Below are 20,324 nucleotides of genomic sequence, written 5' to 3'. Positions count from 1 at the left end.
GCGGGGCCGTCCGCGCGCGAAGATGGCGGCTATGACCTTGCCTGCCCTGCCCGAGGAATCCTTCCGGCGCGTGCTCTGCGTCGTCGCGCACCCGGACGACATGGAGTACGGCACGTCCGCGGCCGTCGCGCGCTGGACCGCGCGCGGCATCGAGGTCGGATACCTCCTGCTCACCCGCGGCGAGGCAGGCATGCCGAATCCGCCCGAGGAGACGGCCCGCCTGCGCGTCGCCGAGCAGCGCAACGCCTGCGCGGCCGTCGGCGTCGAGCGCCTGACCGTCCTCGAACACCCGGACGGCGTGCTCGTCTACGGCCTTGACCTGCGTCGGGACATCTCCCGCGAGATCCGCCGGTTCAAGCCCGACGTCGTGCTCGGCTGCGGATTCGACGTCGAAACGCCCTACGGCTTCGACCAGGCCGACCACCGCGCGGCCGGGCTCGCGACGCTCGACGCGATCCGCGACGCGGGCAACCGGTGGGTCTTCCCGGAGCAGATCGACGACGAGGGCCTGGCCGTGCATTCGGCGCGCTGGTACCTCGTCCCGGGACTTCCCGGTTCCGGCGCGACGCACGGCGTCGATGTCACGGGCGAGCCGCTGCGGCGCGGCGTCGCGTCCCTGGAGGCGCACGCCGCGTACCTGGCCGCACTCCCGGACCATCCCGCGCCCGCGGACTTCATTCCGCAGTTCACGGCGATCAGCGGCAAGGCCGCGGGCGTCGAGCACGCCGTTCTGTTCCGCGCGCACGACCTGCAGGCACCGCCGCAGTTCCCCGATCCCGACGAGGACTGATCCGAGACGTTCCGTGAAGGACTCCTTGAGGGAATCTGATTCCCTCAAGGAGTCCTTCACGGACCTCGGGGCCGGGGGAATCAGGCGGGATAGCGGCGGAAGGCGAAGTCCCGGATCGCCGCGCTGAGCCGTTTCGGGTCGAACCGCAGCTCGACCGGGCTGCGAGCCTGCACGAACTCGGCGTTCGGCAGGTCCTCGGCGAGGCTGCCCGCGTCGCCGAACGGGTGGATCGGGTCGCCCTCGTGCCCGATCACCAGCGTCGGCGTGGTGATCGTGCCCCGGATCGACTTGGGCGGCGCGATCCGGCCGAACAGGACGCCGTGCAGCAACGCGGCCATCGGCGCCGGTTCCTGGCTCAGCGTGTCCGTGATGACGTCCACCCACTGGTTGCCGTGCGGCACGAGGTGCGCGGCCAGCGACACGCCGCGCACCGTCGCGGGCAGGAACCGCGCGGCGAACAGCAGCGGCGCGAAAGTCAGCAGCCCGGCGATGATCGCGTTGTCCAGCACCGGCATTTCGACGATGAGCCCGCGCGTCCGCGACGGCGCGGCGACAGCCACCTCCAGCGCCACGTTCGCGCCCAGCGAGGTGCCGCCGACCACCGCGTCCTCGATCTCCAGATGGTCGAGCAGCGCGACGGCCTGCTCGCCGAACGCGGGCATCGAATAGCGCCACGACTGCGTCGGCCGGTCGGAATCGCCGTGGCCGAGCAGGTCCAGGGTGACCACGCGGAATCCCGCGCGGGCGAGCCGCCGGGCCAGCGGCGCGTGCATCCGGCGGGTGAACATGATCCCGTGCATCAGCACCACGACGCGGTCGCCGCTGCCGTATTCGGTGTAGCACAGGCGCTGGCCCTCGTGCCGGAACGAGCCGGACAGCTCGATCGGCCGGGCCTTGCGGGCCGCCGCGGGTTCCGCCGGCGGGGCGTCGGCGACGGGCACGGGTGCCGGGTCCATACGGGCGCCTCCCTCTCCACCTCGGGTCTCCAGGAAAGCATCCCGCGGCTGTGTTGGCACAGTGTCAACCGGATGAGCTGGGGTGCGGACGATGAGTCAAGATGATCGCATGACCGAACCAGTAGCCGCCCTTCCCGAACTCGCCTCGCTCCGCGTCGGCCTCGACGGCCCGGTCGCCGAGGTCACCCTGCTCGGCCCGGGCAAGGGCAACGCGATGGGCCCCGACTTCTGGCGCGAGCTGCCGCAGGTGTTCGCCGCCCTCGACGCCGACCCGCGCGTGCGCGCCGTCGTCCTCGCCGGAAGCGGCAAGCATTTCTCCTACGGACTCGACCTGCCCGCGATGATGGGCAGCTGGGCTCCGCTGCTGGCCGGCGACGCGCTGGCCGGGCCGCGCACCGAGTTCCACCGCGAGGTCCAGCGGCTGCAGCAGGCGGTCAGCTCGATCGCCGAATGCCGCAAACCGGTCGTCGCCGCCGTGTCCGGCTGGTGCATCGGCGGCGGCGTGGACGTCATCACCGCCGCCGACATCCGCCTGGCCAGCGAGGACGCCAAGTTCAGCGTCCGCGAGGTGAAGGTCGCGATCGTCGCCGACATCGGCAGCCTGCAGCGGCTCGCGCCGATCATCGGCGAGGGCCACGTCCGCGAGCTCGCCCTGACCGGCAAGGACATCGACGCCGCGCGGGCGGAGAAGATCGGCCTGGTCAACGACGTGTACCCGGACCAGGAGACGCTGCTGGCCAAGGCCCGCGAACTGGCCGCGGAGATCGCCGCGAACCCGCCGCTGGTCGTCCAGGGCACCAAGCAGGTGCTGTCGACCAACACCGAACGCCAGGTCGCCGAGGGCCTGCGCTACGTCGCCGCGTGGAACTCCGCGTTCCTGCCGAGCAAGGACCTCCAGGAAGCCGTCCAGGCGTTCCTGGAGCGACGCGCGCCGGAGTTCAAGGGCGAGTAGAACAGGCACGGAAGGCGAGCACGAGGAGTACGACGTGAGCAACGGCGCTGAGGTCACCGGCTACCAGGCATTCCGCGCGGCGCGGGACTATCTGCAGGCCCATCGCGAGGACTACGACACCGCTTACCGCGAGTTCTCGTGGCCGCGGCTGGACGAGTTCAACTGGGCGCTGGACTGGTTCGACACGATCGCGGCGGACCCGGCGAACGCGCAGCGGTACGCGCTGTGGATCGTAGAGGAGGACGGCACCGAGAACCGCTGGACGTTCCCGGAGATGTCGGCCCGGTCCAACCAGGTGGCGAACTGGCTGCGCGGCCTCGGCGTCGCTCGCGGCGACCGGGTGATCGTCATGCTCGGCAACCAGGGCGAGCTGTGGGAGACCATCCTCGCCGCGATCAAGCTGGGCGCCGTCGTGATCCCGGCGTCGACCCTGCTCGGCCCGGCCGACCTCGTGGACCGGGTCGAGCGCGGCCACGCGAAGCACGTGATCGTCCGCGCGGTCGACACGGAGAAGTTCGCCGACGTCGCGGGCGACTACACGCGGATCGCGGTCGGCGAACCGGTTTCCGGGTGGCACGCCTTCGACACCGCGTACGCCTCGTCTGCCGACTTCGCCCCGGACGGCGTCACCCGCGCCGAGGACCCGCTGCTGCTGTACTTCACCTCAGGCACCACCGCGAAGCCGAAACTCGTGCAGCACACGCACGTTTCCTATCCGGTCGGCCATCTGTCCACAATGTACTGGATCGGGCTGGAGCCGGGCGACGTCCACCTCAACATCTCGTCGCCGGGCTGGGCCAAGCACGCGTGGAGCAACTTCTTCGCGCCGTGGAACGCCGAAGCGACGGTGTTCCTGTACAACTACACGCGGTTCGACGCGGCGGCTCTGATGGCGCAGATGGACCGCTGCGGCATCACCAGCTTCTGCGCGCCGCCGACGGTGTGGCGGATGCTGATCCAGGCCGACCTCAGTGCGCTGAAGACGCCGCCGAAGAAGGTCGTCGGCGCGGGGGAGCCGCTCAACCCCGAGGTGATCGAGCAGGTCGAGAAGGCGTGGGGCGTCACCATCCGGGACGGCTTCGGGCAGACCGAGACCAGCGTCCAGGTCGCGAACACGCCGGGCCAGGACGTCGTGGCCGGTTCGATGGGCCGCCCGCTGCCCGGGTTCGCGGTCGCGCTGGTCGATCCGGTCACCGGCGAGCGCGCGACCGAGGGCGAGATCTGCCTCGACCTGGCGCACCGACCGGTCGGCCTGATGGCGGGCTACGCGGACGACGACGAACGCACGTCGGCGGCGTTCGCGGGCGGCTACTACCACACCGGAGACGTCGGCTCGATCGACGAACGCGGCTACATCACGTACGTCGGCCGCACCGACGACGTCTTCAAGGCGTCGGACTACCGGATCTCGCCGTTCGAGCTGGAGAGCGTCCTGCTGGAGCACGAAGCGGTCGCGGAGGCGGCCGTGGTGCCCGCGCCGGACCCGATCCGGCTGGCCGTGCCCAAGGCGTACGTCGTGCTCGCCTCCGGGCACGAGCCGAACGCCGAGACCGCGCGGGCGATCCTCGCGTACGCGCGGGAGCACCTCGCGCCGTACAAGCGGATCCGGCGGCTGCAGTTCGGGGACCTGCCGAAGACCATTTCGGGCAAGATCCGCCGCGTTGAACTGCGCGGCCGCGAAGGCGGCGAGCGGCCCGAGGGCGAGTTCCGCGAGGACGACTTCCCGGATCTCAAGTCCTGAGAGGCGGTTCCGGCCGGGTGTCGTTACTCGGCCGGAACCACCGCCGCCAGCACGGTCTGCTCGCCCTTGCTGCACGTGGTGCCGCCCTGCGCGGCGGGCGGGCCGGAAACGCACAGCCAGCCGTCGACGGTCGCGTTGACCGGGTTGTTCGAGCCCGCGGCCTGGCGGCCGTTGATCGCCTGGTGGAACTTCTTGACCAGAGCCATCGCGTCCGCGCACGGGATGGCTTTGTTGTCGTAGACGTACAACGTCATCCCGCTCGCCGCGGTGACGGTGCCGCACGTGCCCGGAGCGGACGGCGGAGGCTGGTTCGACGGCTTCGGCGCGGCCGCGGTGCTGCTGGGCGCGGCGGGCGGGCTGCTCGCGCCGGCGGTCTGCGGCAGCGGCGGGGGAGCGTGCGTGCTCGGCGCGGCCGAGGCGATCGCGGAGGGCGCCGACGACGCGGCCGCGGGTGGCGCTTGATCCCCCGAACAGGCGGTGAGCGCGGGCAAAACCACCACAGCCGCACACAGCGGCCCGTACACGGTTTTCGACGGGAGCACCGCGATCCTTTCTCCGGGGTCGCGCTCATTCTGGCCCCTCGCGCCCCCGCTGAGCGGCACCGACACACCGGAGCGGCCGGTGTTCAGTCTACTGTGGACGGTTGGTTTCCGGTTCCGGACTGAGAAATCCGCATCGCCGGGGCGCATCGTTCGGGGGAATCCGGCCCGGGGCGGTTAACGCTCGGCGGGCCCGCGCCGACGTACAGGACAGGCGCCCCGCGCGCTCCAGGTCCCCGAAGCCCGACGCCAGAGAGCACGAGTCACCGAGAGCATGAGCCCCGAAACCGCCCCCGCAGCCGACCCCGACGCCCCGACCGACCCGCCGACCGAACCCTGCAGCGTGGTGTGGTGCGGCGGCCGCCCCTACGTCCTCGAAGCCGGAGCCGTGCGCCCGCGCTGGGTGGGCACCGACGGCCGCGGCCGTCCGGAAACGCTGAGCAACGCGCAGCTGCGGCGCCGCGGCTGGAGCCACCGCCGCGCGGCCAGCAGGCGGCACACCCGCTGAGACTTCCGCCGGTCCGCGGCCGGAACCGGGGAGGGGTCCCGGCCGCGGACCGGCGGATCCGCCGGATTCCGTGCCACCGCACCGATTCACCCCCGGCTTCGTCCCCGGGTGCGGATACGCCCCGGTGCCGATTCGTCCCCGGCATCGATTCACTCGCTGGGCATCGCCCGTGCCGCCGCATCGTGCGTGCCGCCGACCCGCTTGCGGTCGATCCGCCCGCGCCGCCGGTCTGCTTGCGCCGCCGATCCGCTCCCGTGAGCGATCCGGTTGCGCGGCCGATCCGCTCCCGCGAGCGATGAGCTTGGCGCAGCCGATCCGCTCCCGCGAGCGATGCGCTCGCGTGGCCGATCTGCTCGCGCCGTCGGCGGAATCGGTCCAGTGCCGGGCGAGCGGGTTCGTCCGATCCTCCGTCGTGCCGAGCGCCCGAATGCCGCATCGGGTGCGCTCAACGCACCGAACGCCGCATTGGGTGCATTTGACGCATTCACTGCCACCTTGGGGCGTTCTCGGCAGTGCGGTGTGCTTGCGGGTTCGCTTCGCAATGCGCAGCACCGGCTGAGCTGAGACGGCCCGCGGGACTTCGCGCCCGCGGAAGTTTGTGAGGGGGCTCTGATTCCCTTGGGGCCCTCACGGATCTCGGCCTCGCGAGCCCGGCCTGTCGGCAGGGGGCGAGAAGCCCCGCGCGCTAGTGCGAAAGGCTCACTTGGGGACGCCCGAGAACCAGACGCCGCGCCGACCAGCGATGCCGCTCCGTCTGGGCGGGAGGCACCGACTGCGACAAGCGGGGCACCAACGCCGCCCGCCCCTCGCAGCCTGAACCACCGCCTGCCGAGGCGGAACCCCTGAACTTCACCCGCCGGGAGAAACCTCGCGCCCGCGCTCGCTCTAGGCTGGCCGCGTGACCACGGTCCCCGACGAGCCCAAGACGGAGCCCTCCCTGTGGCGGCAGGCGCTCAACGTTCCCAACCTGCTGTCCCTGCTGCGCCTGGCGGGCGTCCCGGTGTTCCTGTGGCTGCTGCTCGGCCCGAAAGAGGACGGCTGGGCGCTCGCCCTGCTGATCTTCTCCGCGCTCACCGACTGGCTCGACGGCAAGCTCGCCCGCTGGCTCGACCAGATGTCGCGGCTCGGGCAGCTGCTCGACCCCGCCGCGGACCGGCTCTACATCCTCGCCACGCTCGTCGCGTTCCTGATCCGCGACATCGTCCCGTGGTGGGTCGTCGCCCCGCTGGTGCTGCGCGAGCTGGTCCTGGGCGTCTGCGTGCTGCTGCTGCGCCGCGGCGGGTTCGCGCCGCCCGAAGTCACCTACATCGGCAAGGGCGCGACCTTCGTCCTGATGTACGCCTTCCCGTTCCTGCTGCTCACGCAGGGCGGCTCGGACGTCGCCGCGGTCGCGCGGCCGATCGCGTACGCGTTCATGGTGTGGGGCGGCGTCCTGTATGTCTGGTCCGGCGCGCTCTACGTCGTGCAGGCGGCTCGCGCGCTGCGCACCCGGTGATAGAAGATTGTCCGCAGGAAAGCCAGCATCAGGAAGGGGAGCGGCGTTGACCACTCCGGAAGAACTGCGCTACACCGAGGAACACGAGTGGGTCGCGACCCGCGAGGGTTCGCTCGTGCGGGTGGGCATCACCGAGTACGCGCAGGACCAGCTCGGCGACGTCGTGTTCGTCGACCTGCCCGAGGTCGGCAAGCAGGTCGGCGCGGGGGACCCGTTCGGCGAGGTCGAGTCCACGAAGAGCGTCTCGGAGCTGTTCGCGCCGGTCGACGGCGAGATCGTGGCCGTCAACTCCGCGGTCTCCGATTCGCCGGAGCTCATCAACTCCGACCCCTACGGCGAGGGCTGGCTCGTGGAGATCCGGCTCGACGACCCGGCCGGTCTCGAGGCGCTGCTCGAGGCCGAGGCCTACCAGGCGCTCATCAAGGGCTGAGCCGCCCGGCCCGGCGCCCGGAGCCTCAAGGGGAGCCCGAGGGTTCCGGGCCGGTCGGGCACGGTACGTTGGCAGCTACACGTTCTTGGTCGATGACAACACTTCATGCGTAGAGGAGAGCTCAGGTGAGCACGAACGACGGGCCCGGCGTTCCCCCGGAGCAGTCTCCGGAGCGGACCTCTGTCTTCCGGGCCGATTTCCTGGCCGACATGGAAGGCCAGCAGGAGTCCGCGCCGGCCGCCGAGGCACCGGTGCAGGGCGTCGACGCCCTTCCTCCGGGTTCCGCCCTCCTGGTCGTGAAGCGCGGGCCCAACGCGGGCTCCCGCTTCCTGCTCGACCGCGACACCACCAGCGCGGGACGGCACCCCGACAGCGACATCTTCCTCGACGACGTCACGGTTTCCCGCCGCCACGCGGAATTCCGGCGCGAGGGCGGGGAGTTCGTCGTGATCGACGTGGGCAGCCTGAACGGCACCTACGTCAACCGCGAGCCGGTCGACCAGGCCGTCCTCGCCGGCGGCGACGAGGTGCAGATCGGCAAGTTCCGCCTGGTCTTCCTGACCGGCCCGGGGCACGGGGGCCAGGGGGCGCAGTGACGGCGGCCGGGCAGCCCGGTCGTCAGGAGGCCCGGCGGGACGGGTTGAGCATCGGGGCGGTGCTCGCGCAGCTGCGCGGGGACTTCCCCGATGTCACGATTTCCAAGATCCGCTTTCTCGAGGCGGAAGGCCTGGTCCGCCCGGGCCGCACGCCCTCGGGGTACCGGCAGTTCTCGCCCGCGGACGTGGAACGCCTGCGGTACGTGCTGTCCGCGCAGCGCGACCACTACCTCCCGCTGAAGGTCATCAAGGAGCAGCTCGACGCGGCCGACGCGGGCGCGCAACCGCCCGCGCCGGTCCCGGCGGCCCCCCAGCTCCCGCGGCGGCTCGTGCCGCTCGGCGACGGGAGCGATCCGGCCGGACTGCCCGCGGCGGCGGACTTCGAGACCGGGCCGGACACCCGGCTCACTCAGGAAGACCTGCTGGACCAGGCGGGCATCGACGACGCGATGCTGGCCGAGCTGTGCCAGTACGGCCTGCTGCGCCCCGGCGCGGCGGGTTTTTTCGGCCCGGAATCGGTGCTGATCGCGCGCACCGTCAAGGCGATGACCGAATTCGGGCTCGAACCGCGGCATCTGCGCGCGTTCCGCGCCGCGGCCGACCGCGAGGTCGGCCTGCTGGAGCAGATCGTGACCCCGGCGTACCGGCATCGTGACGCGGACGCGAAAGCCCGCGCGGACGAGGTCGTGCGCGAGCTGGCCGCGCTGTCGGTCACGCTGCACACGCTCCTCGTCAAAGCCGGCATCCGCGGGGTCGCCGGCGATTGACCCCGCATGCCCGAGACGCGGTTTTCGTCACTTGTCAATGACTGAACCTGAGCGCCGGGATGCCGTACCGTGAGAGACGGTTCGCGAGACCACGAACCGAGAAAGTCCGCTGCGAGCGAGCACAGCGCCCGGATGACGGGTAGCGTCGGAGACAACGGTCGTCAGCCGTCGCCAGCGCTGCGGCCCGTGTGCACGAGAGGGAGGCGAAGCCCGATGAGCGAGATGCGCGTCGTCGGAGTGCGGGTCGAACTGCCCGCCAATCAGCCGATCTTGTTGCTGCGGGAGACCGAGGGCGAGCGGTACCTGCCGATCTGGATCGGCTCGGTCGAAGCCACCGCGATCGCCCTCGAACAGCAAGGCGTCCGGCCCGCCCGGCCGCTGACCCACGATCTCCTCAAAGAGGTCATCGGCGCGCTCGGCCGCGAGCTCGAGCAGGTCGTGATCACCGACCTCAAGGAAGGCACGTTCTTCGCCGAGCTGGTCTTCGACGGCGACATCCGGGTCTCGGCCCGCCCGAGCGATTCGGTCGCGCTGGCGCTGCGGATCGGCGTCCCGATCCACGCGGTCGACGCGGTGCTCGAGGAAGCCGGGCTGATCATCCCGGACGAGCAGGAGGACGAGGTCGAGAAGTTCCGCGAGTTCCTCGACTCCGTGTCCCCGGAAGACTTCCGCGGCGCCGACACCTGACCGGCCCCCTGCCCGGCGGCGTCCCGCCGGGCAGCGTTCACCGCGCGGTGGCGCGGGCGAACAGGTCGGCCAGCTCCCGGCCGTAGCGGTCCAGGTCGATGGCCGGATCCGCGGCGTACGCGGCCGCGACCCCGTCGATGGCCTGCGCGATCGAGAGCGCCGCGATGTCCGGCGAGATGTCGCCGAACGCTCCCTCTTCGCGGCCTTGTTCCAGCTGCCGCCGCAGCGCACCGGTGCGCAGCTGCCCGACCATGACGCCGGTCATCGCCCAGCCGTCGCGGTCGTCGGCGTGCGCGGCCATCTCGACCAGCACCCGCTCGCAGTGCGGATAGTCGCGCAGGAACGCGACCGAGGTTTCGATGTACGCGCGGAGGTTCCCCGGCCGGTCCGCCGGGTCGAGGCCTTCGCTGCGCCGGCGCAGGTATTCCGATTTGGTCTCGGACACCGTGCTCAGCACCGCCTGCATGAGGCCGGCCTTGTTCGTGAAGTGGTACGAGATCAGCCGCGTGCTGCTGAGCCCGGCCCGCTCCTTGATGCGCGCGAAGGTGGTGCGCGCGTATCCGTGGTCGGCGATCGTGGCGATGGTCGCGCCGATGATCTGCGCCCGGGTGGTCGCCTCGGTGACGCTGAGGCCGAGTTCGGCTTGCGTGTCGATGCTTACCTGCATGAGTAATAAGTTACTCGGCTGAGTAAACCAGGGCAATCCCGTACGGCGAACGGGCCAAAGCCTCGACACGGGCTTGAGGGGCGCCGCGCGTCGCGTTGACCGGGTCGCGGCGCAGCCTTACCGTCAAAGGCGGTAAATCGCCACGATGTGATTCGCCGACCCGGCGCGCTCGTGGCAGTTTTCCCCGGCCGATCCCGATCCTGGGCTCGACCGGCCTGTCGAACGCCCCGCCGCGAGGCCGGGCGAGGGGAGGCTTGCGGTGGTCGAGGCTGGTCGTCCGGAGAAACCCGCCGGACCTGTCGCCGACGGCGAGCAGGGCGAGCTGTTCCCCGACGCCTCGCTGCCCGACGAGCTGGTCGGCTACCGCGGTCCCGCGGCCTGCCAGATCGCCGGGATCACCTACCGCCAGCTGGACTACTGGGCGCGCACGAAGCTGGTCGCGCCCAGCATCCGGACGGCGCACGGTTCGGGGTCGCAGCGGCTCTACTCGTTCAAGGACATCCTGGTCCTCAAGGTCGTGAAACGCCTGCTGGACACCGGGGTCTCGCTGCAGAACATCCGCGTGGCGGTGGACCATCTGCGCGTGCGCGGGGTGCGCGACCTGGCGAAGGTCACGCTGTTCTCCGACGGCACCACGGTGTACGAATGCACGTCGCCGGAGGAGATCGTGGATCTGCTCCAGGGCGGCCAGGGCGTGTTCGGCATCGCGGTGAGCGGGGCGATGCAGGAGATCAGCGGCACGATCCACGAGTTCCCGGCCGAACGCGCCGACGGCGGACTGGTCGAGGCCGTCGTGCCGGACGAGCTGACGCAGCGCCGCAACGCCCGCCGCACGGGCTGATCTTCCTCCGCGCTAGACTGGCCGCGCGATCGACGATCCCGCGCGGGAGAGACCGGACCGGGCATCCCCGGCCCGGCGCCGAAGGAGCAAGTCCTCCCCGGAACCTCTCAGGCACCCTGGACCGCGCGGACGAGACGCCTCTGGAAAGCGCATCGGCAGGAGACCACCAGCCGGTGCCGCCGACGGTGCAAACCCGGCTATCCACGCGGGTGAAACTCTCAGGCGCCCCGCGGGGTACGGACAGAGTGGGGAGGGCCACGCCTTCGCGCGTGTGCGCCGGTGAGGTTCAGACCTCCCGGGTGGTCTGAACCTCCAGCTGTGGTCAAGACCACATGCCCGGCGGTTTTCGGCGCGTCAGCCCGGCATCTTGTCCAGGAAGCCGTGCACCTTGGCGATCCGGCCGTCGGCGATCTCGACCACGTCGAAGCCGATCGCGATCGGGTCCGGGTCGCCCGGAGCCGACAGGTGCCACTGGAACCGCGCGAGATCGTGGTGCGCGTCCGGCTCCGCGGGCAGGCTGAAGACGAGCCCGGCGAACTGCGCCTGCGCGCCGCCGATGAATCCGTCGATCTCGTCCTGTCCGGCGACCGCGCCGAGAGGGTCGGTGTAGGTCGCGCCCGGCGCGAAGACCTCCGAGACGAGCTGGCGGCGCCGCTGCGGGTCGGTCTCGTTCCAGACGTCGACGTAGCGGCGGGCGAGGTCGGCGGCGGTCGGGGCGATGGCGGTCATGACGGGTTCTCCTTGTGTCGGCCGGGTTTTCGGTGTCCCGGTTTCGGTAGGGCCAAGCCTGGCGGAGGATCGGCGGCTGGTCGATTACCCGGGAGGTAACCGGCTGGCCGTGCTAAACCGGGGCATGGACTACGGCCGCCTGACCATCGACGGGCAACTCGAGAAGTTCCGCGAGATCGCGACTCGCAACGACCTGGTGCCGGAAGTGCTCGGCCGCGCGGCGGCCCTGGATCTTCCCGGCTGGTACCTGACCGCGGGCTGCCTGTGCCAGACCGTGTGGAACGCGGTGACCGGACGTCCGCCCGCCGAGGGCATCAAGGACTACGACCTGTTCTACTTCGACGATTCCGACCTCAGCTGGGAAGCGGAGAACTCGGTGATCGAGGAGGGTGCCCGGCGGTTCGGGGATCTCCCGGCGACAGTGGAGATCCGCAACGAGGCGCGGGTGCACCTCTGGTACGAAGACCACTTCGGCATTCCGTGCGCGCCGTACTCGTCCACCGAAGCGGCCATCGACTCGTTCCCGTCCGCGACGTCTTGCCTCGGGGTCCGGCTGGGCAGCGAAGGGGAGTGGCGGGTCTATGCGCCGCACGGGTTCGCCGACGTCTTCAACCTCGTCGTGCGGCCCAATCCCGGGCACGCGCCGCGGAGCAGCTACGAGGCGAAAGCCCGGCGCTGGCAAGAACAATGGCCGGAGCTGACCGTCCTGCCGTGGCCCGGTTGACGCACGCCTCGAAGATGGCGTACTTTCGATACGGGACAGTAGCGTATCGAAAGTGGGCGCAGGTGTCGGAGTCGTCAGGAGTGGGCAGGCCGCGCGATGTCCGGAGGGATGTCGCGATGCACGAGGCGGCCTTGGCGTTGCTGACCGAGGTGGGCTACGACCAGCTGTCGATCGAGGCGATCGCGGCCCGTGCGGGCGTGGCCAAGACGACGATTTACCGGCGGTACCGCGACAAAGCGGCCTTGGTCGCGGCGGCGGTGGAGCAGCGGCAAGGGTCTGCTCCGCCCGAGCCGGGAGGCGGCGGACTGCGGGAAAACCTGCTGGCCGTCGTGCGGTGGCTGGCCCGGGAGATCGCCGAGCAGGAGATCGGGGTGCTGGGCGCGCTGTTCGCGGGCATGCGCGGCGATCCCCGGTTGGCCGAAGAGATGCGCCGCATTCTGCGCCGGGACCAAACGGCGATGACGGATCGGCTGCGGGGCGAAGAGCTGGCGCCTGGTGCGGCTGAGTTGTTCGCCGAGGTCGCGCCAGGGGTGATCGTGCATCGGATCGTCTTCGCCGGACAGCGGTGCGACGACCGGTTCGTGCGGCATGTCGTGGACGACATCCTGCTTCCATTGCTGCGGAAGGGAATCCGGACATGATCGTGATCATGGGGGCGACCGGTGCGCTGAACGGAGCGACAGTGGAGCACCTCCTCAAGCGGGTTCCGGCGGAGGAGATCGGCGTCAGCGTCCGGGATGTCGCCAAGGCGCGGCACTTCGCGGACCGAGGCGTGCGGGTGCGGCGGGGTTCCTATGAGGACCCGGCAGCGCTGAGGAATTCGTTCGAGGGGGCGGAAAAGGTTCTCCTCGTGTCCTCGAACGATCCGCACGCGGACGGGGTCAGCCTGCACCGTGCGGGCATCGAGGCGGCGGTAGACGCTGGAGCGCAACGGATTCTGTACACCAGCCATCAGAATTCCCGCATGGACACTCCGTTTCCGCCGGGGCCGGAGCACGCGGCGACCGAGCGGATTCTCGCCGAATCCGGGGTCGCGTGGACGGCGCTGCGCAACGGGTTTTACGCGCACAGCATCGGCTGGCTGCTCGGGAACTGGCGGGAGGACGGGGTGATCACGGCCCCGGCGGACGGCCCGGTTTCCTGGACCGACCGGGCTGACGTCGCCGAAGCGGCGGCGGTGATCCTTGCCGGGAACCGGGCGTTCGACGGTCCGGTGACACTGACCGCGCGGCAGGCGGTGACGTTCGACGACGTGGCCGAACTCGCGTCCCGGGTCAGCGGACGCGAGGTGAAGCGGGTAGTCGTGGACGACGAGGAGTGGACCGCGGGCGAGCCGGAGGAGATCGCGCGCATGAAGCTCACGATGTTCCAGGCCTCTCGCCAAGGCCACTTCGCCGAGACGAGTCAGGTGCTGGCCGAACTTCTGGGGCGCGAACCGCGCGGAATTACGCTGTAGACCCGAAAAAACTCGCGGCAGAAGGTGCGGAACGTTTCGGCTCGCCGGGTCAACCGCGCGCCCTCCGCGCGGGCGAGCACGACCGGTGTTGTCGGGACTCGCTCGCGCAACGGGCGTACGGCGAACGGTGTGCCCTCGACGGAAAGTTCCAACGGCGGGCGCTGCACCGACAGCGTGTAGCCGAGACCCCGCGCGACCAATGCGCGGGCCAGCTCGAAACTCGTCGTGCGATGCGCGACGGGCATCGGGAGGCCGACGGCGGCGAAGACGTCCCGGAAATAGCGCTCCGACGGCGGTACGTCCAGCAGGATGAACGGCTCGTCGGCCAAGGCGCGCAATGAAACCGTCTTGCGGCGCGCCTGCGGATGGTCCGGCGGGAGGAGCACGCTGGGCGGCTGGTCGTACAGCTTGTCCACCGCGATTCCGGGCACGAGATCTTGCCGGTACAGCACGGCGAGGTCGCAACGGCCCTCCAGCAGGAGACGCTGCAGGTCCGGCAGGGTGCCTTCGACGAACGTGACCTCGACTTCCGGGTGCTGGGCGCGGAAGGTCGCCAGCGCGGCGGGCACGTGCAGCGGCGCGAGGGGCGTGTAGCAGCCCAAGTTCAAGCGTCCGGCGAGGTCGTGGCCGAAGTCGCGGGCGGCGGTGCCGAGTTCGGCGACCGAGGTGAGCACCGCGCGGGCCTCGCCGACGACCTGGCGGCCGGCGTCGGTCAGCGCGGTCGTCCGGCCGGGGCCGCGCAGGATGAGCTGCACGCCCAGAGTCCGCTCCAGCGAAGCGAGCGCCAGCGAGACCGCGGACTGCGACACGTGGCAGCTGTCCGCGGCCGCGGTGAGGCCGCCGGTGTCCGCGACCGCGACCAGATACTCGAGCTGGCGCAACGACGGATTCATGAGCTCAGCTTATGTCCTTTACCAGAAATGTGAACTGGACCGATGACCGGTGCCGCGGCAGGGTCGAGACATGACCCGGCACCAGCACCCGTTCGTCCCGTACGCGCCGCCGCGGCTGTCCCCGGAGGAAAGCCTCGCGCGCGGGCAGGAGCTGTACCGGCTGCTCGACCGGCGCCGGTCGGTCCGCTGGTTCTCCCCGGACCCGGTGCCGCTCGAGGCGATCGAGACCGCGGTGCGGATCGCGAACACCGCGCCGAGCGGGGCACACCACCAGCCGTGGACGTTCGTCGCGACGGCCGACCCGGACGTCAAGCGTGCGGTCCGCGAGGCGGCCGAGGTCGAGGAGCGGAAGTTCTACCGGGAGCGCAGCGCGCCGGACTGGCACGCCGCGCTCGCCCGGCTCGAGACCGATGAGCACAAGGAGTTCCTCGAGATCGCGCCGTGGCTGGTGGTCGCGTTCGCGCAGAAGAGCACGCCGCTGCCGGACGGTTCGCTGCGGAAGAATTACTACGTCAACGAGAGCGTCGGCATCGCGTGCGGCATGTTCATCACCGCGCTGCACACGATGGGTCTCGCGACGCTCACTCACACGCCGAACCCGATGGGCTTCCTCACCGAGGTCTTCCAGCGCCCGGCGACCGAACGCCCGTACATCCTGTTCCCGGTCGGCTATCCCGCGCCGGACTGCGAGGTGCCGGACCTCGAACGCAAACCGCTCGGCGAAGCGCTGGTGGTGCACGGCGCCGTTACCTCGGGGGTAATGGTCTCGCGACCGGCGACGCCGTAGCGTCGTGCGGGTGACGACCACGGTGAAGGCCCCGATCGGCGAACTGCTCCGGGAATGGCGCGACCGCCGCCGCATCAGCCAGCTCGACCTCGCGATTTCCGCGGACATCTCGACGCGCCACCTGAGCTTCGTGGAGACCGGCCGGTCCAAGCCGAGCCGCGACATGGTGCTGCGCCTGGGCGAGCACCTCGACATCCCGCTGCGCGAACGCAACCGCCTGCTGCTCGCCGCGGGCTACGCGCCGGCCTACGGCGAGTCCGACATCGGAGCGCCGGAAATGACCGTGATCCGCGAGGCCGTCCGGCGGCTGCTGGCCGGGCACGACCCGTACCCGGCGGCGGTCGTCGACCGCGGCTGGAACCTCGTCGACGCCAACCTCAGCCTCGGCGTGCTCACCGAAGGCGTCGCGCCGTCGCTGCTGACCGGCCCGGTGAACGTCCTGCGCGCCACGCTGCACCCGGACGGGATGGCGCCGCGGGTGCTGAACCTCGGGGAGTGGCGGGCGCATCTGCTGGGCCGATTGCGCCGTCAGGTCGAGCAGACCGCGGACGCCGGGCTGGCGGAGCTGCTGGAGGAGCTGCGGGGCTATCCGTGCGACGACGAGGTCCCCGAGGTGGAAATCCCCGGCCCCGGCGACATTTTCGTGCCGTTGCGCTATCTGCACGGCGACGTCGAGCTGACGTTCTTCAGCACTGTCGCGACCTTCGGGACTCCGCTGGACGTGACCGTCGCCGAGCTGGTGATCGAGTCGTTCTATCCGGCCGATCAGGCGACCGCGGCGTTCTTGCGCGAGCGCGTGACCGGCTGAGCGCCGCTACGATCGGGGCTATGCGGGCGTTCGTGGTGACCGGACCGGGGGAGGCCGGACCGGCCGAGGTGCCGGAGCCGGTCGCCGGGGTCGGCGAGGTCGTCGTCGACGTGGAGCGGGCCGGGGTGTGCGGCACCGACGTCGAGTTCTTCACCGGCGAGATGCAGTACCTCGCCGACGGGCACGCCCGGTACCCGATGCGGCTCGGCCACGAATGGTGCGGCACGGTGTCGCAGGCCGGTCCTGGTGTGCATCCGGCGTGGGTCGGTCGCCGCGTCACCGGCGACACGATGCTCGGATGCGGGGAGTGCCGGCGGTGCCGGAGCGGCCGCCAGCACGTCTGCGCGGACCGGCAGGAGGTCGGCATCCGCGGCGGCCGGGCGGGGGCCCTCGCCGAACGCCTCGCGGTGCCGGTGCGCTCGCTGCACGAGCTGCCGGACGGGGTGGATCCCGTCGCGGGCGCGCTGGTCGAACCGGGCGGCAACGCGTGCCGGGCCGCCCGGGCGGCCGCGGGCGAGCGGGTGCTGGTGCTCGGCCCGGGGACGATCGGGCTGCTCACCGCGTTGTTCCTGCGGGCCGCGGGCAGCGAGGTCTATCTGGTGGGCGCGACGCCGTGGTCGGTGGAATTCGCGCGCGGCTTGGGTTTTTCCGCCGGGACGAGCGTTCCGGAGCCGCCGTTCGACGCGGTGGTGGACGCGACCGGCGATCCCGCGTCTCCCGCCCTCGCGGCCGAGGTGGTCGAACCCGCGGGCCGGATCGTCTGCATCGGACTGTCCGGGCGGCCGAGCATGCTGGACACGCGGACGCTGGCGTTGAAGGACGTCACCGCGATCGGCGTGCTGAGCGGGTCTCCGGGGCTGGAGCAGGCGATCGACGCGTACGCGTCCGGCGAGGTGGATCCGCGGCCGCTGGTGGCGGCGACGGTCGGGCTGGGCGAGGTCGCGGCGGTGCTCGGCGGGGAGCGGCCGGCCGGCGCGCCGAAGATCCACGTCGACCCGCGCCGGTAACTGGGTTGCTTGGCGGGTGCGAAAACGAAAAGGTCGGGACATGAGCGCCGACCTGACGTTCCGCGAGCCGACCGAAGACGACCACGCGCGCGTGCTTGCCGCGCTGGGCCCGTGGTGGGGCGGGTTGAAGGGCGAAGCGGGCGCGAAGGAGCGGGCGCTGCTGGTGCCCCGCCTGTACTTCCAGCACTTCACCCCGACCAGCCGCGTCGTCGAGCGTCCGGACGGGGCGTTGGCGGCCTTCCTGATCGGCTTCGTCTCGCAGACCGACCCGGCGACCGCCTACATCCATTTCGTCGGCGTCGACCCCGCGTTGCACGGGCAGGGGATCGGCCGCTCGTTGTACGAGTGGTTCTTCGAGCGGGTGCGGGAATTGGGCGTGCGGAAAGTCAAGTGCGTCACCAGCCCGCAGAACACCGCTTCGCGGGCGTACCACGCCCGGCTCGGGTTCGAGGTGTCCGACGTGCTTCCGGACTACGACGGGCCCGGGCTGGACCGGGTCGCGTTCACTCGCGGCCTGGCCGCCGGCCCAGCCTGACCCGGTCCCTCCGGGGCCTGCTCAGCGGGCCTCGATGACGGTCTGGAACTGTTCGGCGGCCCGCTCGACCTTCTTCTGCGGGTCGGCCAGCAGCGACGCGACCGCCTCGCCCAGTTTGCCCGCCGGGGGCCGGTATTCGAGCGAAATCTCCACGCCGGTGCGGCCGTGGCCCTTGTCCTCGAACCGGACGACGCCGGAGTTGCGCACGTCCGGATCGGCGTCGTCCACCGTGGTCCAGGCGATCTTGCGCGGCGGCGCGTCCTCGACGATCCGCGCCTCCCACTCCACTGTGGACCCCGCCGGTCCGTCGACCTTCCACCGGGTGCGCGTCCCGTCCTGGTCGACGGCTTCGACCGACCGGACGTCGGAGAACAGTTCCGGCAGCCGGGTCAGCGGCCGCCACCAGTCGTAGCACGCCTGCGCGGGAGCGTTGACCTCGACGTAATGCGCTGCAGCAGCCATGGCACCTTTCCTCGGGAATTCAGCGGAATCTTGCCGAGTTCTCCGGCTACCCGGCCCCTCGGCGGGACAAACCGGCGCTTCCGTTTCCGCGCGGGGGGAATCGCCGGACGGGGGTCAGTCGTCAGGAAGGCTTCGCGGACCGGCGGAGGTGTCTTCCGGGAGCTGTCCGGCCGGACTGCCCTGCGGGTACTGGCCGCGGGCGCGTTCCCCGGCGGTGCCCGTGACGCCGAGGACGATCAGTCCGATCCCGAGGCCGAGGTGCAGCCAGTCGTCGGCGTGGTCGAGGGGGACGAAGTTGGCGGCGCTGTGCTTGTCGATCGCGGCATGCCGACGACAAGGGCGGCCGCCGCCGCGAGCAGGCCGCCACCTGGACCGGCCGCCGGGAAGCGGTGGTCTCGTGCTGGGAGACGGAGGCCCGGCTACCCGGCGGCGAGCGGGGCAAACGGCCGGGTCGACCGCTGAGACAGCTTCGGAACTACGGGAAAGAGGCGCCTTCGCAAGCGAGTCCCGTTGTGCTGCGCGGATTTCCGCCTGCGGTCCAGCCGGAGAGATCGGCTGCGCCGACGTTCCTGGTCAGCGTCGGGCGAACGCTTCCTCTCCGGCCCGCGCCCGCGCCGGCTCCAGGAGCGAGCGCTGCCGGTCCGCGCGGGCGAGGAGGCCGTCGAAATCCACGGCGGCCAGCCGTTTTCCCAGGTTCGCCTGGTCCCGCAGGGTAGTCCAGAGGATTTTCTTGCTCTCGATTCCCATGGCCAGCGCCTCCAGTTCCCAGAACCGGCTCAGCGGCGAGTACGACGCGATCCGGCCGTTCGGCTTGAACCGTCCCAGCCGCTCGGCCGCGAACGCGAAACCGGTCTTGACGGGATTCGCCCGTACCGGCACCGCGCGCATGATTCCGCGGAACGTCTCCAGGTCCTGCGCGATCGCCGACGCCACTTCCCGCAGCGGCACCTCGAATTCGGTGCCCCGGTTGTTGCGGGCGGCGCGGCGCGCCAGCTCGCGCCACGCCAGTCCCATGGCCAGCTGGTCGTTGAGATAGATCCCGAGCAACGTCTCCATGCGCGCGGAGATACCCGGCACGGTCGCGGGCAACCGGGGAGCGGCGGGCGCGGCTTCTCAGCTCTCGACCAGGGCGGCCAGCCGGTCGAGGGACTCGCGCAGCTGCCGGTCGACCTCCTCGGCCGGTTCGCCGCCGTGGTTGCGCGGATCGTCGCCGAGGAAGGACAGGTGCAGCGTCGCGTAGCTGGTGCCGCCCTCGGCGGACGCGACCTGGAGCCAGCCGCTGTAGTCCGGGCTGCCCCGTCGTCCCCACTCGAGCCGGAGCTGGTCGCGGCGTTCCCGCAGGAGCCCGGGTTCGCCGGTGGAACCGGCCACGTCGACGTCGACGCCGGGCGGTTCCGCGGGGTGGACCCGCACGGTGCCGGGCAGCCAGCGGTCCAAAGAGGACCGATCGGCCGCGGTGCGGAACACGGTGCTGGCGTCCGCGTCGACCCGTCGTTCGCATTCGAATTCGGCCATGGCGCATCACTCCCCGGAGCCGACGAGATGGTCTCGCAGTTGCTGGCAGGCGTCCGCGCAGCCGCGGCAGGCTTCCGCGCACAGCGCGCAATGCCGGTGGCGGGCGGCGTGCCGCTCGCATTCGTCGGCGCACGCTCGACATGCTTGCGCGCAGGCTTGAAGCAGCGTGCCGACGACGCTCTGCGTCCCGGTCCGGCGGGAGAGCACTCGCGCCGTTGTGGCGCAGAGGTCAGCACAGTCGAGATCGGTGCGGATGCAGTGGACCAGACTGGCTGGATCTCGTTCGGACAGACAGGCATCGGCGCAGACCGAGCACGCGCGGGCGCAGGCGAGGCATTCGTCGACGCAGTTCGCGATGGCCGCCGGGTCGAGCCCGCCGAGCTGCTCGGGGTGGCTTTCGATCAAGGGCAGCGTCATGGCGTCTTCTCCTTTCGCGGGA

The 20,324-nt window shown here is 71.1% G+C and carries 28 protein-coding genes and 1 riboswitch; of the genes, 18 read left to right on the top strand and 10 right to left on the bottom strand.

What is annotated here, in order from left to right; translation table 11 throughout:
• The first annotated feature begins 22 nt into the window (after positions 1 to 22).
• A complete protein-coding gene (locus ATK30_RS42190) occupies positions 23 to 790 on the top strand; it encodes a PIG-L deacetylase family protein (protein WP_101440260.1) in 768 nt (255 codons plus the stop codon).
• 80 nt (positions 791 to 870) lie between these two features.
• Here the strand turns inward: ATK30_RS42190 and ATK30_RS42185 are convergent, their stop codons facing one another.
• Positions 871 to 1,746 carry an alpha/beta fold hydrolase gene (locus ATK30_RS42185; protein WP_101440259.1) on the bottom strand — a complete coding sequence of 292 codons (876 nt, stop codon included), beginning with the start codon at positions 1,744 to 1,746 and terminating at the stop codon, positions 871 to 873.
• 109 nt (positions 1,747 to 1,855) lie between these two features.
• On the opposite strand from ATK30_RS42185, the gene ATK30_RS42180 reads away from it, so the two are divergent.
• Together ATK30_RS42180 and ATK30_RS42175 are read left to right on the top strand one after the other, a co-directional pair.
• Positions 1,856 to 2,698, top strand: coding sequence for a crotonase/enoyl-CoA hydratase family protein (locus ATK30_RS42180; protein WP_101440258.1), 843 nt, complete (start codon positions 1,856 to 1,858; stop codon positions 2,696 to 2,698).
• A 34-nt stretch (positions 2,699 to 2,732) separates the two neighbouring features.
• Positions 2,733 to 4,439: an AMP-binding protein gene (locus ATK30_RS42175; protein ID WP_101440257.1), complete on the top strand. Its 1,707-nt coding sequence runs from the start codon at positions 2,733 to 2,735 to the stop codon at positions 4,437 to 4,439.
• Positions 4,440 to 4,462: 23 nt separating this feature from the next.
• On the opposite strand, the gene ATK30_RS46715 is transcribed toward ATK30_RS42175, so the two are convergent.
• Positions 4,463 to 4,693: a hypothetical protein gene (locus ATK30_RS46715; protein ID WP_037714276.1), complete on the bottom strand. Its 231-nt coding sequence runs from the start codon at positions 4,691 to 4,693 to the stop codon at positions 4,463 to 4,465.
• 28 nt (positions 4,694 to 4,721) lie between these two features.
• On the opposite strand from ATK30_RS46715, the gene ATK30_RS46710 reads away from it, so the two are divergent.
• The 7 genes from ATK30_RS46710 (at position 4,722) to ATK30_RS42135 (ending at position 9,461) form a co-directional block, all read left to right on the top strand.
• Complete coding sequence (locus ATK30_RS46710; protein ID WP_158242580.1) at positions 4,722 to 4,901, top strand: hypothetical protein; 180 nt, start codon at positions 4,722 to 4,724, stop codon at positions 4,899 to 4,901.
• 351 nt (positions 4,902 to 5,252) lie between these two features.
• On the top strand, positions 5,253 to 5,486 hold the full coding sequence (locus ATK30_RS42160; protein ID WP_101440256.1) for a hypothetical protein: 234 nt from the start codon (positions 5,253 to 5,255) through the stop codon (positions 5,484 to 5,486).
• An 898-nt stretch (positions 5,487 to 6,384) separates the two neighbouring features.
• Complete coding sequence (locus ATK30_RS42155; RefSeq protein ID WP_101440255.1) at positions 6,385 to 6,981, top strand: CDP-alcohol phosphatidyltransferase family protein; 597 nt, start codon at positions 6,385 to 6,387, stop codon at positions 6,979 to 6,981.
• A gap of 46 nt (positions 6,982 to 7,027) precedes the next feature.
• Entirely contained in the window at positions 7,028 to 7,411 is a 384-nt protein-coding gene (gcvH, locus tag ATK30_RS42150; RefSeq protein ID WP_009078861.1) for a glycine cleavage system protein GcvH, read from the top strand.
• Positions 7,412 to 7,536: 125 nt separating this feature from the next.
• Positions 7,537 to 8,007 (top strand): glycogen accumulation regulator GarA, encoded by a 471-nt coding sequence (garA, locus tag ATK30_RS42145; protein ID WP_009078859.1) that lies wholly within the window; start codon positions 7,537 to 7,539, stop codon positions 8,005 to 8,007.
• Entirely contained in the window at positions 8,004 to 8,774 is a 771-nt protein-coding gene (ftsR, locus tag ATK30_RS42140; protein WP_167442090.1) for a transcriptional regulator FtsR, read from the top strand. The genes garA and ftsR overlap by 4 nt, the downstream gene beginning before the upstream one ends.
• Positions 8,775 to 8,987: 213 nt before the next feature.
• The gene (locus ATK30_RS42135; protein WP_009078856.1) at positions 8,988 to 9,461 is read left to right on the top strand and encodes a bifunctional nuclease family protein; all 474 of its coding nucleotides are present in this window, start codon (positions 8,988 to 8,990) and stop codon (positions 9,459 to 9,461) included.
• A 37-nt stretch (positions 9,462 to 9,498) separates the two neighbouring features.
• Here the strand turns inward: ATK30_RS42135 and ATK30_RS42130 are convergent, their stop codons facing one another.
• The gene (locus ATK30_RS42130) at positions 9,499 to 10,128 is read right to left on the bottom strand and encodes a TetR/AcrR family transcriptional regulator (protein ID WP_101440253.1); all 630 of its coding nucleotides are present in this window, start codon (positions 10,126 to 10,128) and stop codon (positions 9,499 to 9,501) included.
• 259 nt (positions 10,129 to 10,387) lie between these two features.
• On the opposite strand from ATK30_RS42130, the gene ATK30_RS42125 reads away from it, so the two are divergent.
• Positions 10,388 to 10,969, top strand: a complete 582-nt coding sequence (locus ATK30_RS42125; protein ID WP_101440252.1) for a MerR family transcriptional regulator — start codon at positions 10,388 to 10,390, stop codon at positions 10,967 to 10,969.
• A gap of 33 nt (positions 10,970 to 11,002) precedes the next feature.
• Positions 11,003 to 11,103: riboswitch (glycine riboswitch) on the top strand.
• Positions 11,104 to 11,323: 220 nt separating this feature from the next.
• Here the strand turns inward: ATK30_RS42125 and ATK30_RS42120 are convergent.
• Complete coding sequence (locus tag ATK30_RS42120) at positions 11,324 to 11,698, bottom strand: nuclear transport factor 2 family protein (RefSeq protein ID WP_101440251.1); 375 nt, start codon at positions 11,696 to 11,698, stop codon at positions 11,324 to 11,326.
• A gap of 124 nt (positions 11,699 to 11,822) precedes the next feature.
• Here ATK30_RS42120 and ATK30_RS42115 point away from each other — a divergent pair, with 124 nt between their 5' ends.
• The 3 genes from ATK30_RS42115 (at position 11,823) to ATK30_RS42105 (ending at position 13,878) form a co-directional block, all read left to right on the top strand.
• Complete coding sequence (locus tag ATK30_RS42115; protein WP_101440250.1) at positions 11,823 to 12,422, top strand: nucleotidyltransferase family protein; 600 nt, start codon at positions 11,823 to 11,825, stop codon at positions 12,420 to 12,422.
• Positions 12,423 to 12,538: 116 nt separating this feature from the next.
• Positions 12,539 to 13,063, top strand: coding sequence for a TetR/AcrR family transcriptional regulator (locus ATK30_RS42110; protein ID WP_244194884.1), 525 nt, complete (start codon positions 12,539 to 12,541; stop codon positions 13,061 to 13,063).
• Positions 13,060 to 13,878, top strand: a complete 819-nt coding sequence (locus tag ATK30_RS42105; RefSeq protein WP_101440249.1) for an SDR family oxidoreductase — start codon at positions 13,060 to 13,062, stop codon at positions 13,876 to 13,878. Before ATK30_RS42110 ends, ATK30_RS42105 begins: the two co-directional genes overlap by 4 nt.
• Here the strand turns inward: ATK30_RS42105 and ATK30_RS42100 are convergent.
• Positions 13,827 to 14,771 (bottom strand): LysR family transcriptional regulator, encoded by a 945-nt coding sequence (locus ATK30_RS42100; protein ID WP_101440248.1) that lies wholly within the window; start codon positions 14,769 to 14,771, stop codon positions 13,827 to 13,829. The genes ATK30_RS42105 and ATK30_RS42100 overlap by 52 nt on opposite strands.
• 70 nt (positions 14,772 to 14,841) lie before the next feature.
• On the opposite strand from ATK30_RS42100, the gene ATK30_RS42095 reads away from it, so the two are divergent.
• Genes ATK30_RS42095 through ATK30_RS42080 form a run of 4 tightly spaced genes read left to right on the top strand, consistent with a single transcriptional unit; the run spans position 14,842 to position 17,908 of the window.
• Positions 14,842 to 15,558 (top strand): nitroreductase family protein, encoded by a 717-nt coding sequence (locus tag ATK30_RS42095; protein WP_101440247.1) that lies wholly within the window; start codon positions 14,842 to 14,844, stop codon positions 15,556 to 15,558.
• Between the two features lie 4 nt (positions 15,559 to 15,562).
• Positions 15,563 to 16,366, top strand: a complete 804-nt coding sequence (locus tag ATK30_RS42090) for a helix-turn-helix domain-containing protein (protein ID WP_183122698.1) — start codon at positions 15,563 to 15,565, stop codon at positions 16,364 to 16,366.
• A 20-nt stretch (positions 16,367 to 16,386) separates the two neighbouring features.
• The gene (locus ATK30_RS42085) at positions 16,387 to 17,373 is read left to right on the top strand and encodes a zinc-dependent alcohol dehydrogenase (RefSeq protein WP_101440246.1); all 987 of its coding nucleotides are present in this window, start codon (positions 16,387 to 16,389) and stop codon (positions 17,371 to 17,373) included.
• A gap of 40 nt (positions 17,374 to 17,413) precedes the next feature.
• Positions 17,414 to 17,908, top strand: a complete 495-nt coding sequence (locus ATK30_RS42080; RefSeq protein WP_101440245.1) for a GNAT family N-acetyltransferase — start codon at positions 17,414 to 17,416, stop codon at positions 17,906 to 17,908.
• Positions 17,909 to 17,929: 21 nt separating this feature from the next.
• On the opposite strand, the gene ATK30_RS42075 is transcribed toward ATK30_RS42080, so the two are convergent.
• The 5 genes from ATK30_RS42075 to ATK30_RS42055 all read right to left on the bottom strand — a co-directional run bounded on the left by ATK30_RS42075 (position 17,930) and on the right by ATK30_RS42055 (position 20,302).
• Positions 17,930 to 18,370, bottom strand: a complete 441-nt coding sequence (locus ATK30_RS42075) for an SRPBCC family protein (protein WP_101440244.1) — start codon at positions 18,368 to 18,370, stop codon at positions 17,930 to 17,932.
• 114 nt (positions 18,371 to 18,484) lie between these two features.
• Positions 18,485 to 18,688, bottom strand: coding sequence for a DUF4383 domain-containing protein (locus tag ATK30_RS46705; protein ID WP_416332936.1), 204 nt, complete (start codon positions 18,686 to 18,688; stop codon positions 18,485 to 18,487).
• A 255-nt stretch (positions 18,689 to 18,943) separates the two neighbouring features.
• Complete coding sequence (locus ATK30_RS42065; RefSeq protein ID WP_101440243.1) at positions 18,944 to 19,426, bottom strand: hypothetical protein; 483 nt, start codon at positions 19,424 to 19,426, stop codon at positions 18,944 to 18,946.
• A gap of 57 nt (positions 19,427 to 19,483) precedes the next feature.
• A complete protein-coding gene (locus tag ATK30_RS42060) occupies positions 19,484 to 19,885 on the bottom strand; it encodes an SRPBCC family protein (RefSeq protein ID WP_101440242.1) in 402 nt (133 codons plus the stop codon).
• A 6-nt stretch (positions 19,886 to 19,891) separates the two neighbouring features.
• A complete protein-coding gene (locus ATK30_RS42055; protein WP_101440241.1) occupies positions 19,892 to 20,302 on the bottom strand; it encodes a four-helix bundle copper-binding protein in 411 nt (136 codons plus the stop codon).
• Positions 20,303 to 20,324: the final 22 nt, after the last annotated feature.

Origin of the sequence: Amycolatopsis echigonensis (genome assembly GCF_002846615.1) — a bacterium.
Classification (GTDB): domain Bacteria; phylum Actinomycetota; class Actinomycetes; order Mycobacteriales; family Pseudonocardiaceae; genus Amycolatopsis; species Amycolatopsis echigonensis.
This window is presented reverse-complemented; position numbering and strand designations above follow the sequence as displayed.